A 12,114-nucleotide genomic window follows, 5' to 3' on the forward strand; every position below is an offset into this window, starting at 1 on the left:
TAAAGAAAATAAATTAATAGTTGTTCAAAGGTTTTGTTATCTATATCCTAATGTATTTATGTAACTTAGTGTTTTTAATTTTTTAACTATATGAAAAGAATATTAGCACTAATGGTAGTAGCTGTGATGGCAATTTCATGTCAATCAAAAGATACTACTATTGCATTAGACAAAGTTGGGCCTATTACAAATAATACTAGTGTTCAAGAATTAGCAGGTTTATTTAAAAACGATTCTATTGTATCTAGATTAAGTGAGGGGGATTTAGGAAATATGAATGATTATATTGCCGATAACGATACTTATTTAATTTATCAAAAAGGAGGAAAGTTGTTATTGTCAATTTCTCCAATCAATCCTTTAGATAGTGTTTCTAAAATTAAGAGTGTTACTATTTTTAGTGATGAATATAAAACAAAAGGAAATGTAGGATTAGGATCAACTTTTAATGATTTAAATATAAATCATAATATAGAAAAGTTAGAAGCTACTTTTAAATTAGTAACCGTTTTTGTTAAAGACATTAACGCAACTTTTACAATAGATAAACAAGAAGTAGGAATTAAAGCTTTTACTTTAGGAGATATTGATAAAAAACAAATTCCAGAAAACTCAAAATTTACCTCATTTACAGTTTGGTTAGATGAGTAAATAAGTACAAACAAAATATAAAACAAGTAAAGGCTTCCCGTGGGAAGCCTTTACTTGTTTTAAAGAGGGGTTAAGGAGGTTTAATTATTCTCTTTTTTTGTTCAAAATCTGTTTATATGCAGTTAAGGACTTTATAATCAAGGTTTAAATGCAGTATATTTGAGTATATTAATTTACACCTCATAATTCTATGAAAATTGTACCCTATATCAGTTTGTGTATTGTGGCTGTATTATCAGCCTGTTCATCGTCTAAAACGAATAAAGAAACAAGCACAGCATTAAGAGATCCTTTAAAAGTAGAGGAGCAAGTAGAATCATTATTAAGTCAACTAACACTAGAAGAAAAAGTTTCTTTGTGTCATGCCAATAGTAAATTTGCTATCGCAGGTGTGGAACGATTAGGAATTAAAGAAATGTGGATGTCTGATGGACCTCATGGGGTTCGTGAAGAAATTTCTAGAGATAGCTGGAAACCTGCTGGGTGGACAAATGACTTTGCTACCTATTTACCACCGTTAACAGGAGTAGCAGCATCTTGGAATCCAGAAAACGCAACCAAACACGGTATGGTGTTAGGTTCTGAGGCAAGAGAGCGTAAAAAAGATGTAATTCTTGGGCCAGGGGTAAACATGGCCAGAAATCCAATATATGGTAGAAACTTTGAGTATATGGGAGAAGATCCTTATTTGGCAGCTCAATTGGTTGTTAATGAAATCAAAGCTATACAGAGTAATGATGTTGCAGCTTGTGTAAAACATTATGCTTTAAATACTCAAGAATTAAATCGTCATGGGGTAAATGCAATTCCTGATGAAAGAACTTTAAGAGAAATGTATTTACCAGCTTTTGAGGCAGCTATTAAAAAAGGAAAGGTATGGACAGTAATGGGGGCTTATAATGAGTATTATGGTACCAACTGTAATCAAAGTCATCATTTAGTAATGGATATCTTAAAAGGAGAATGGGGCTTTAAAGGATTGTTAATGACAGATTGGGATTGTGATATCAATACTTATGATGCAGCCATGAATGGTTTAGATATAGAAATGGGAACAAGAGCTCCATCTTATGATGAATACTTTTTAGCTAACCCATTTTTAGAACAACTAAAATCTGGTAAAATTCCAGTATCGGTATTAGATGATAAGGTTCGTAGAATTTTACGTACTCAAATTAGTATTGGTATGATGGATGAAAATAGATTACCAGGAGAACGTAATACCAATAGAAACCGTAACTACGCTAAAGAAATTATAGAGCAAGGGATTGTTTTATTAAAGAATGATGATAAGTTATTACCGTTAAACACTAAAGGTGTAAAAAGAGTTTTAGTAATGGGGCCAAATGCTGAAAAAGAGCATGGTCATGGAGGAGGTTCTTCTCAAGTAAAATCAGAATTTGAAATTTCTCCTTTAGAAGGGTTAAAAGCTAAGTTTGGAGAAGATGTAGAAATAGTGAGTTTAAAAGCTGCACCACCAGCAGAGTTAGGATTGGTAGCTATTTTACCTGATTATATTATTACTAAACAAGCAGGAGCAGGAACTCCGGCATGGAAAAGATTGTCTTTTAAAGATGCTGCTTTTAAGGAAAAATTAGCTTTTGGATGGTTAAACGAATCTAAGATTGTTTTTGATGATGGAGAAATTCACAACGAAAAAGCAATTTGTGAATTAGAGCCTATCAAAACAGGAGAACATTTATTTAAAGTATCATCAGACGGAAAGTATAGTTTAAAAATAAATTATAAAGAGGTTGATTTAAAGCCAAGTGCAACCAATGCTAATATCTTAGAAGGAAAAGTTGTTTTAGAGGCTGGTAAAAAGTACAATGTTCTTTTTGAATATTCTGGTAAAAAAGGATTTACAGTTGGTATGGATGCTCCAGGAAGTCCTTATTCTACAAAAGAAGAATATTTAGCAGAAGCTAAAAAAGCGGACATGATATTTTACATTGGTGGTTTAGATCATTCTTTAGATAGAGAAGCTGGAGATAGACCAGATATGGTTTTACCATACAATCAAGATTATACAATTAAAGAGTTGTTAAAAGTTAACCCCAATACAATTGTGTTAATGGTAGCAGGTTCTCCTGTAGAAATGCCATGGTACAATAAAGCTAAGGCTGTTGTTTGGGGATGGTATGGAGGTATGTTTGCAGGAGAAGCTTTTGCAGATGTTCTTTTTGGAAAAATTAATCCATCAGGAAAAATGCCATTTACGATTTCTGAAAAATTAGAAGACAATCCTCATGTAGTTTTAGATGACTATAATGCAGAAGAGTCTAAGTATAAAGAGGGAGTTTTTATGGGGTACCGTTGGTTTGAACAACAAAAAATAAAACCTTTAGTTCCTTTTGGATATGGATTGTCTTATACTACTTATGAGTATAGTGATTTAAAATTAGCTAAAGGAAAAGATGGGGCAGTAGAAGCAGTAAGTTTTAGAATTAAAAACACAGGAAGTATGGCAGGAGATGAAATTGCTCAATTGTACTTAGGTGATGTTGAAGCTTCTGTTCCTAGACCAGCAAAAGAATTAAAAGGATTTAAAAGAGTGTCTTTAGCTCCGGGAGAATCAAAAGTAGTGACATTAGATTTAACTAAAAGAGACTTGTCTTTTTGGGATGTTGACACTAATGATTGGAAAGCCGAGAAAGGTACTTTTAAAGTAATGATTGGTGCTTCTGTAGCAGATATTAAATTACAAGATACCTTTGTGTATTAAGCAAAGATATCATCACAAACAAAAAGGCATCCTATTTAGGATGCCTTTTTGTTTTATATAAATAAAGTGTATTATCTAAGCTCTATTTTCTCCAGCTAATAAAGTATTCTTTAATAACATAGCAATAGTCATTGGTCCAACACCTCCAGGAACCGGAGTAATGAAAGATGCTTTTGGAGCAACAGATTCAAAATGTACGTCTCCAGCCAAACGGAAACCACTCTTTTTAGATGAATCATCTAAACGAGTAATTCCAACATCAATAATAGTAACTCCATCTTTAACCATATCTCCAGTTAAAAATTCAGCTACACCTAATGCTACTACAATAATATCAGCCTTTAGGGTTAACTCTTTTAAGTTTGCTGTTCTAGAGTGAGCAACAGTTACAGTAGCATCACCAGCAGCTCTCTTTTGAGACATTAAAATACTCATAGGTCTACCTACAATATGAGAACGACCAATAACAACAACGTTTTTACCAGATGTAGGAACTTTATAACGCTCTAACAATTCCATTACTCCATAAGGAGTTGCAGGTAAAAAAGTAGGTAATTCTAAAGCCATTCTACCAACATTTGTTGGATGAAAACCATCAACGTCTTTAGTAGCATCAACAGCTAATAAGACTTTGTGTTCATCAATATGTTTAGGCAATGGTAATTGAACGATATATCCGTCAATAGCATCATTATTGTTTAACTCTTCTATTTTAGCTAATAATTCAGCTTCTGTAGTTTCTTCTGGTAATTCTACTAATGTAGAGTTAAAACCAACCAATTCACAGGCTTTTACTTTAGCTCCAACGTAGGTTTTACTAGCACCATCATTCCCAACAATTACAGCTGCTAAATGAGGAGTTTTTTTACCTTGAGCTTTTAATTCTTTTACTTTTTCTGCAATTTCAGCTTTGATGTCTGCAGAGGTTTTTTTACCGTCTAATATTGTCATCTCGTATCTGTGTTGATTTGTTTAAATCGTTTATTTGTTGAATTGTAACAACTACCTGATACTTACTACCTGATACCCGTTACAGAAAATATTACATTCTCGGCATTCCACCTTTCATCCCTTGCATCATCTGCATCATTTTTCTAGAACCACCACCTTGCATCATCTTCATCATTTTGCTCATTTGGAAGAATTGCTTTAATAGTTGGTTTACTTCAGTAATACTAGTTCCAGATCCTTTGGCAATTCTCTTTTTTCTAGAGGCATTAATTACTTTAGGCTCTGTTCTTTCTAAAGGAGTCATAGATTTAATAATGGCTTCTATTCCTTTAAAGGCATCATCATCAATATCAACATCTTTTAGGGCTTTTCCTGCACCTGGTATCATCCCAACCAAGTCTTTCATGTTACCCATTTTTTTGATTTGTTGAATCTGATTTAAGAAATCATCAAAACCAAATTGATCTTTAGCAATTTTCTTTTGTAATTTTCTAGCTTCTTCTTCATCGTATTGTTCTTGAGCACGTTCTACTAAAGAAACAACGTCTCCCATTCCCAAAATACGATCGGCCATACGTTCTGGATAGAAAACATCAATAGCTTCCATTTTTTCCCCAGTACCAATAAACTTAATAGGCTTGTTAACTACAGATTTAATAGTTAAAGCAGCACCACCACGAGTATCACCATCTAATTTTGTTAAAACAACTCCATCAAAGTTTAATAAGTCATTAAAAGCTTTGGCTGTGTTTACAGCATCTTGACCAGTCATAGAATCCACTACGAAAAGAGTTTCTTGTGGATTTACAGCTTTATGGATGTTAGAAATTTCTGTCATTAAAGCCTCGTCAATAGCTAAACGTCCAGCAGTATCTATAATTACTGTGTTTTTACCATTTGCTTTTGCATGTGCAATGGCATTTTGTGCAATTTCTACAGGGTTTTTATTTTCAACTTCAGCATAAACTTCGATGCCTATTTGTTCTCCAACAACTTGTAGCTGATTGATGGCAGCAGGACGATAAACATCTGCTCCAACCAAAAGTACTTGTTTGTTCTTTTTGGTTTTTAAATAGTTGGCTAATTTTCCAGAAAAAGTAGTTTTACCAGAACCTTGTAAACCAGCCATTAAAATTACAGTAGGTGTTCCTGTTAAATTTACACCTGCAGTTTCTCCACCCATCAATTCGGCTAACTCATCTTTAACAAGTTTTACCATTAATTGACCTGGGTTTAATGTAGTTAATACATTTTGTCCAAGGGCTTTTTCTTTAACTCTTACAGTAAATTCTTTAGCAATTTTAAAGTTTACATCGGCATCTAATAATGCTCTACGTACCTCTTTTAAGGTTTCTGCTACATTTACTTCTGTTATTTTTCCGTGTCCTTTTAGAACGTGTAAGGCTTTATCTAATTTATCTGATAAATTATTAAACATATGCTGTAATTTGCTTTGTTAAAGTTGAGTTGCAAATATACAAGAATATCATAACTTTTAAAGGGTTTATAGAGAACAAAAAACCTTCCAAATTTGGAAGGTTTGATTGTAAAACATAAAAACAAATACTATAAATTTTTCTTAAAATGTTTAAACGACCATGAAACTTGTTGTTTAATCATTTACTCAGTTTAAAATTATGTAATAAGTATTTAATTATCATTGACTTATGTTAGTCTATTGTGATTTTTTGAATTTTAAGGCTAAGGAGTTTATACAATACCTTTTTCCTGTTGTTTTTTTAGGTCCATCCATAAAGATATGCCCCAAATGCCCATCGCAAGTATTACAGGTAAGTTCTGTTCTTTTCATTCCGTATTTATTGTCTTCGTGAAAACCAACGTTGTTGCCAATGTGACTGTCAAAAGAGGGCCATCCTGAACCTGAGTTAAACTTACTTTTTGAGGTAAACAAAGGAGTGTTACAACCTGCACAATAATAGGTACCCTTTTCGTAAAAATGATCGTATTTACCAGAGAAAGCATATTCAGTTCCTTTTTCTCTTAGAATATGATATTCGGCAGGAGAAAGTATTTTTTTCCATTCAGCATCTGTTTTGATAATTTTTGTCTGAGCAGAAATACTACTTATACAAAAAACGGCTAATAGGGTAAAAAGGCTAAGTTTTAATTTCATTTTATTAAGATTTAAAAATTAAGTCGAATCTCTAGTAGAATCATTACTTAGTTTTCAATCAAATGTTATATTTGTGTAAAACAAATTTATTTTCGGTATGAAAAAAATAATATCATTAACCTTAGTAACATTAATGTTGGTTGCTTGTTCTACAGTGCCAATTACAGGAAGAAAACGTTTAAATTTTGTGTCTGATGCAGATGTATTGCCTTCAAGCTTTGCCCAATATGATGCTTTCTTAAAAGAGAATAAATTATCTACAGATAAAGCTAAAACTCAAGAAATTAAAGCGGTTGGAGCAAGGATTTCTGCTGCAGTAGATAAGTTTATGCGTAAAAATGGAATGAGTGCAGAAGCTGATAGTTATCAGTGGGAGTTTAATTTGGTACAAGATGATCAATTAAACGCATGGTGTATGCCAGGTGGTAAGGTTGTTTTTTATACTGGAATTTTACCTGTGGCAAAAAACACTGATGGAATTGCAGCTATTATGGGACATGAAGTTGCACATGCCTTTGCTAAACATGGTCAAGAACGTATGAGTTCTAGTCAAATTCAACAGTATGGAGCAGCAGCTATAGAAATTGGAACAGGAGATGCTGAAGCAAAAACAAAAGAAATGTGGAATATTGCTTATGGAGTTGGTTCTCAATTAGGAATGTTAAAATACAGTAGAACTCACGAAACGGAGGCTGATAAATTAGGATTGGTTTTTATGATTATGGCTGGTTATAATGGAGCTGAAGCTGTAAAAGTTTGGGAGCGTATGAGCGAAATTGGTGGATCTGCTCCTCCAGAATTTTTAAGTACTCACCCATCTAATACTACAAGAATAGGAACATTAACTAGTTATTTACCTGAGGCTAAAAAATTGGCAGCCAAATATAGTAACTAAGAAATATAGATGATAAAACAAAAACGGGATACTTTAAATAAAGTATCCCGTTTTTGTTTTAAAGTTGTTTTAATGCCACATAAAAATTTTCATCAATTTTTAGTTGTTGGTATTTTCCAATTATTTTTTTCCATTGTTTTTCTTTAGGAACAATCCATTTTTCTTTTCCATTAAGATAAATTTTTAAAGGAATTTTAAAATCATCCACTACATTTTCCCAAGTGTAGTAAATGCAATCTTTTTTTTGAGTGGTTACCAGTGTAGGAATTTGGGTAGTGGTTAAATATTGTTTAAAAAAACTAGTGAGGTCTATTTTTGTGTTTTTATTGATATAATCAATCACTTGTTTTCCACTAACCGTTTGGTGATAAAATTCTTTGTTTAATCCTGTTAAAATTTTTCTCCACTGTTGATCGTTATTAATTATTTGACGTAAAGTATGTAACATCAAACTTCCTTTTACATACATATCAGAACTTCCTTCTTGATGTACATGATAAGTTCCTATAATAGGTTTATCGTTTTTAACACTAGATTTTAATCCCTGTACATATTCATTAGCGGCATTTGTTCCATAATGATAATCAAGAAATATACTTTCGGCATAAGAAGTAAAAGCTTCATGAATCCATAAATCGGCAACATCTTTACAGGTAATATTGTTGGCAAACCACTCGTGACCTGATTCGTGTATAATTATGAAATCAAATTTTTTTCCCCATTCAGAAGTTCCCATAGGATAACCAAGATAACCTTTTAAGTATTTATTACCATAGGCCACACAACTTTGATGTTCCATACCTAAATAAGGTGTTTCAACCAATTTGTAGCCATCTTTATAAAAAGGATATGGGCCAAACCAGTATTCAAAAGCTTTTAACATTTTAGGAACATCTTTAAAATGTGTTTTAGCCAAGGTTAAATTTTCTGGAAGTACATAGTAATTACAGTCTAAATTCCCTTTAAGACCTTTGTAGTTTTCGCTAAAATGAGCATATTTTGCAATATTTAAACTAACACCATAATTGTTAATAGGGTTGGTAACTTTCCAAGTATAAGAAGTTGTGTTGTTGTTATTTTGTGTTGTTTTGATGTTTCTTCCGTTAGAAACATCCATCAAAGGGTTGGGGCAAGTAACAGTAATTTGCATGCTATTAGCCTCGTCAGCAGGGTGATCTTTACAAGGCCACCAAATACTAGAACCTATGGATTGATTAGCAGTGGCAATAAAATCGTTACCATTATTATCTTTACTCCATACCACACCACCGTTCCAAGGAGCATTTTCTGCCTCTTTTGGTTTTCCGTGATAATAAATAGTAAGGCTTTCGGTATTGTTTACTTTTTGTGTTTTTATTAAATGAATAAAGTAGCTGTATCCAACTTTGGAGTATGTTAGTTTTTGTTGATTTTGTAGAATTGAATCAATCACTAAAGGGGATTGTAGTTCTATTTGTAAAGTTTTATTTGTGTTTAAAACTTTATATGTAATAGTGTTGCTCCCTTTAATGCTTTTGTTTTTTGGAAAAACGTGTATATCTAAAGTATAGTCAATAACATCCCACCAAGCTCTTTCGGGAGTAATACTTCCTCTTAAACTATCTTGTTTGGTGTAATTTTGTGCATGTAAAATGGTGCACATAAAAATGCAGGTAAACACAAACTTGTACATAGCAATACTTTTAATTTGTGCTTTAGTAATAAGTAAGTTTTATTCTTGTATTATGTGGGTAGTACCTGTTTGAATAAAATCACTTCCTTGGTAAGCACCTCTAAATTTATAATAATTATTTTTAATGGCAGTAATTCTTACTTTAAAAGGAATACTATCTAGTTTACTTTTGGGATTTACTTTAAGTAACTCATACTCAAAATTAGAAATCCAATGAATGTGAAAAGTATCGGTTTGGTTTCTATAGTATTCTATTTGTAAATCTTTGGTTCTATATAAGTTAGAACTGTCTTTTCTCTCTCCTAAATAGGTTTTAAAATGCCCTTCTTTAAAAGACAAAACATCCGTTTTGTTTCCTGAATTACAGGAAATAAAAACGGATGCTGATATGATATATAGTAGAAATCTCATTGATTAGATTCCTGTATAGTTTGCTGGAGTAATTACTTTTAATTCAGCTTTAATTTCATCAGAAACTTCTAAAGTATCAATAAAGTTAGCAATAGTTGTTCCAGTGATTTTTTCGTTAACACGAGTCAATCCTTTTAAAGCTTCGTAAGGATTTGGATAAGCTTCTCTACGTAAAATAGTTTGAATAGCTTCTGCAACTACAGCCCAGTTGTTTTCTAAATCTTTAGCAAAAGCATCACGGTTAATTAACAATTTACCTAAACCTTTTAAAGTTGAAGCAAAACCAATTAAAGTGTGACCAAAAGGAACCCCTATATTTCTTAAAACAGTAGAGTCCGTTAAATCACGTTGTAATCTAGATACAGGTAATTTAATAGCCAAGTGCTCAAAAATAGCGTTTGCAATTCCTAAGTTTCCTTCAGAGTTTTCAAAATCAATAGGGTTTACCTTGTGTGGCATTGCAGATGAACCTACTTCTCCCTTTTTAATTTTTTGTTTAAAATAGTCGTTAGAAACATATGTCCAAACATCTCTATCTAAATCTATAATAATAGTGTTTATTCTTTTTACAGCATCAAAAATAGCAGCCATGTGGTCATAGTGCTCAATTTGAGTTGTAGGGAAAGAGTGGTGTAACCCTAAAATATTTTCTACAAAGTCAGTTCCAAAAGATTTCCAATCGATGTTTGGGTAAGCTACGTGGTGTGCATTGTAGTTTCCTGTAGCTCCACCAAATTTTGCAGCATGAGGAACTTGTTTTAATAAAGTAATTTGTTGCTCAATACGTTCTACAAACACCATAATTTCTTTTCCTAAACGAGTAGGAGAAGCAGGTTGTCCGTGAGTACGTGCTAACATAGAAACATCGTTCCACTCAGCAGCCAATTCTTTTAACTTGTTTACTACAGCTTCTAATTCAGCATCGTAAACTTCATCAAACATATCTTTAATAGATAAAGGAATGGCAGTGTTGTTAATATCTTGAGAAGTTAATCCAAAGTGGATAAATTCTTTAAATGCTTGTAACTCTAAAGCATCAAATTTTTCTTTAATAAAATACTCAACCGCTTTTACATCGTGGTTGGTTACTTTTTCAATGTCTTTAATTTTTTGAGCATCAGCAGAAGTAAAGTTTAGATAAATCTTTCTTAAATCTGCATATAAATTTGTGTTGAAGTCCTCTAATTGTGGTAAAGGAATTTCACATAAAGCAATAAAATACTCAATTTCAACTTTTACTCTGTATTTAATTAATGCTTCTTCAGAATAGTAAGCAGCTAAAGATTCTACTTTTCCTCTATATCTTCCATCAATAGGAGAGATGGCATTTAAATTTGATAAACTCATGTTTTTGTAAATATGTTTAAGCGACAAAAGTACGTCAAATTAAGAAAAGTTAAAAGATGTTTTTTTGTAATCCTTAAACTTTGTAATTTCATTTTTTTTATAATCAAAAATTATAGACATAACACCTGTCTAGGTCTTGCGTTATATAGAATGTTATCACCTTAAAAAATATTTTCATGTATAAAAAAAGTGTATTCTTTTTATTGTTTTGTGTGCCTTTATTCATTTTTGCTCAAGAATTTAACAAATTTGATGCCCAAGGAAAGCGACATGGGTTTTGGGAAAAAAGATATGATTCTGGTAGAGTTCGCTATTCTGGAACTTTTGAACATGGAAAAGAAGTAGGGGAGTTTTTGTTTTATGAAAATAAAATCATCAACAATTATCCTAGCATTAGAAAGTATTTTGATGATAAATCAGATAAGGCCGAAGTTATTTTTTACGATATCTATGGTAAAAAGAAAAGCGAAGGGATGATGATGGGCAAAAATAGGATTGGTTTATGGAAATATTATGATCCTCAAGGAAAATTAATCCTGATAGAGCATTATGAAAACAATTTACTAAATGGTGTAAGAAAAGTGTTTTATAGTAATGACAGTATTGCTGAAGTTAGCGAATATAAAAATGGAAAGTTAGATGGAATTACGGCTCGTTTTTCTAAAGACGGTATTAAGTTGCACGAAATGACTTATCAAGAAGGTTTGTTACATGGTCGATCTAAGTTTTTTGAAGTGAATGGAGATATAAAAGAATCTGGTTTATACTACAAAGATTACAAAGTAGGAAAATGGGATTTTTATATCAAAGGTGAGTATATGGGGTATAAAGAGCCTAACAAACAAAGAGATCGCCCATCGGATGAAGCTATTTTAGCTAGTATTGATGATAAAAAAGAAAAACCAAAAGAGTATCCTAAACTTAGTGACGAAGAAATATTAGAAAATATTGAACGCAAAAAAGAAAAGGAATATACTTATGAAAAGCCAACTGATGAGGAGATACTAGAAAACATCCATCGTAAAAAAGGAGAGAAAAAAGAATATTCTAAAATTACAGATGATGAAATTCTTAAAAGTATTGCTGCAAAAATGGAAGCTAAAATAAAGGAGATTAAAAGAATAGAAGATGCTGAAATTTTAAAAAACATCGAAAGAAAAAAAGCCGAAGAAGAAAAAGAAAGGATTAGAAAATTAACCGATGAAGAGATTTTAGAAAACATCAAAAGAAAGCAAAAAGAAAATAAAAAATAAAAAAAGCTTGTTTGTCCAGCCCAAGACAAACAAGCTTTTTTTTGATTCATTGTTTGGGTTTCTAACTCTTATTTT

General features: G+C 31.9%; 10 protein-coding genes. 4 read left to right on the forward strand and 6 right to left on the reverse strand.

Annotated features, from left to right (window positions below; genetic code table 11):
- The first annotated feature begins 90 nt into the window (after nt 1-90).
- Both AXE80_RS04035 and AXE80_RS04040 read left to right on the forward strand, forming a co-directional pair.
- Complete coding sequence (locus AXE80_RS04035; RefSeq protein ID WP_083194575.1) at nt 91-651, forward strand: hypothetical protein; 561 nt, start codon at nt 91-93, stop codon at nt 649-651.
- 190 nt (nt 652-841) lie between these two features.
- Nucleotides 842-3,376: a beta-glucosidase gene (locus AXE80_RS04040; RefSeq protein ID WP_068824681.1), complete on the forward strand. Its 2,535-nt coding sequence runs from the start codon at nt 842-844 to the stop codon at nt 3,374-3,376.
- Between the two features lie 75 nt (nt 3,377-3,451).
- On the opposite strand, the gene AXE80_RS04045 is transcribed toward AXE80_RS04040, so the two are convergent.
- From AXE80_RS04045 to msrB, 3 genes are all read right to left on the reverse strand, one after another.
- Complete coding sequence (locus AXE80_RS04045) at nt 3,452-4,327, reverse strand: bifunctional 5,10-methylenetetrahydrofolate dehydrogenase/5,10-methenyltetrahydrofolate cyclohydrolase (protein ID WP_068824683.1); 876 nt, start codon at nt 4,325-4,327, stop codon at nt 3,452-3,454.
- Between the two features lie 91 nt (nt 4,328-4,418).
- On the reverse strand, nt 4,419-5,765 hold the full coding sequence (gene ffh / locus AXE80_RS04050) for a signal recognition particle protein (RefSeq protein ID WP_068824685.1): 1,347 nt from the start codon (nt 5,763-5,765) through the stop codon (nt 4,419-4,421).
- Between the two features lie 237 nt (nt 5,766-6,002).
- Nucleotides 6,003-6,461, reverse strand: coding sequence for a peptide-methionine (R)-S-oxide reductase MsrB (gene msrB / locus AXE80_RS04055; RefSeq protein WP_068824687.1), 459 nt, complete (start codon nt 6,459-6,461; stop codon nt 6,003-6,005).
- 97 nt (nt 6,462-6,558) lie between these two features.
- Between msrB and AXE80_RS04060 the strand changes: the two genes are divergently transcribed.
- The gene (locus AXE80_RS04060; RefSeq protein WP_068824689.1) at nt 6,559-7,356 is read left to right on the forward strand and encodes a M48 family metallopeptidase; all 798 of its coding nucleotides are present in this window, start codon (nt 6,559-6,561) and stop codon (nt 7,354-7,356) included.
- A gap of 58 nt (nt 7,357-7,414) precedes the next feature.
- Here AXE80_RS04060 and AXE80_RS04065 read toward each other — a convergent pair whose 3' ends face one another.
- The 3 genes from AXE80_RS04065 to purB all read right to left on the reverse strand — a co-directional run bounded on the left by AXE80_RS04065 (nt 7,415) and on the right by purB (nt 10,786).
- Nucleotides 7,415-8,998, reverse strand: a complete 1,584-nt coding sequence (locus AXE80_RS04065; RefSeq protein WP_237340629.1) for a M1 family metallopeptidase — start codon at nt 8,996-8,998, stop codon at nt 7,415-7,417.
- 69 nt (nt 8,999-9,067) lie between these two features.
- Entirely contained in the window at nt 9,068-9,439 is a 372-nt protein-coding gene (locus AXE80_RS04070) for a hypothetical protein (protein WP_157359343.1), read from the reverse strand.
- A gap of 3 nt (nt 9,440-9,442) precedes the next feature.
- Nucleotides 9,443-10,786 carry an adenylosuccinate lyase gene (gene purB / locus AXE80_RS04075; RefSeq protein WP_068824695.1) on the reverse strand — a complete coding sequence of 448 codons (1,344 nt, stop codon included), beginning with the start codon at nt 10,784-10,786 and terminating at the stop codon, nt 9,443-9,445.
- A 176-nt stretch (nt 10,787-10,962) separates the two neighbouring features.
- Here purB and AXE80_RS04080 point away from each other — a divergent pair, with 176 nt between their 5' ends.
- Nucleotides 10,963-12,039, forward strand: coding sequence for a toxin-antitoxin system YwqK family antitoxin (locus AXE80_RS04080; protein WP_068824697.1), 1,077 nt, complete (start codon nt 10,963-10,965; stop codon nt 12,037-12,039).
- Nucleotides 12,040-12,114 lie beyond the last annotated feature (75 nt).

The sequence above is a fragment of the Wenyingzhuangia fucanilytica genome (assembly GCF_001697185.1).
GTDB classification, from domain to species: domain Bacteria; phylum Bacteroidota; class Bacteroidia; order Flavobacteriales; family Flavobacteriaceae; genus Wenyingzhuangia; species Wenyingzhuangia fucanilytica.

What these genes read in the sequence shown, in the direction of transcription:
- AXE80_RS04035 (WP_083194575.1), top strand. Translation starts at nt 91, where the DNA reads ATGAAAAGAATATTAGCACTAATGGTAGTAGCTGTGATGGCAATTTCA.
- AXE80_RS04040 (WP_068824681.1), top strand. Translation starts at nt 842, where the DNA reads ATGAAAATTGTACCCTATATCAGTTTGTGTATTGTGGCTGTATTATCA.
- AXE80_RS04045 (WP_068824683.1), bottom strand. Translation starts at nt 4,327, where the DNA reads ATGACAATATTAGACGGTAAAAAAACCTCTGCAGACATCAAAGCTGAA.
- ffh (WP_068824685.1), bottom strand. Translation starts at nt 5,765, where the DNA reads ATGTTTAATAATTTATCAGATAAATTAGATAAAGCCTTACACGTTCTA.
- msrB (WP_068824687.1), bottom strand. Translation starts at nt 6,461, where the DNA reads ATGAAATTAAAACTTAGCCTTTTTACCCTATTAGCCGTTTTTTGTATA.
- AXE80_RS04060 (WP_068824689.1), top strand. Translation starts at nt 6,559, where the DNA reads ATGAAAAAAATAATATCATTAACCTTAGTAACATTAATGTTGGTTGCT.
- AXE80_RS04065 (WP_237340629.1), bottom strand. Translation starts at nt 8,998, where the DNA reads ATGTGCACCATTTTACATGCACAAAATTACACCAAACAAGATAGTTTA.
- AXE80_RS04070 (WP_157359343.1), bottom strand. Translation starts at nt 9,439, where the DNA reads ATGAGATTTCTACTATATATCATATCAGCATCCGTTTTTATTTCCTGT.
- purB (WP_068824695.1), bottom strand. Translation starts at nt 10,786, where the DNA reads ATGAGTTTATCAAATTTAAATGCCATCTCTCCTATTGATGGAAGATAT.
- AXE80_RS04080 (WP_068824697.1), top strand. Translation starts at nt 10,963, where the DNA reads ATGTATAAAAAAAGTGTATTCTTTTTATTGTTTTGTGTGCCTTTATTC.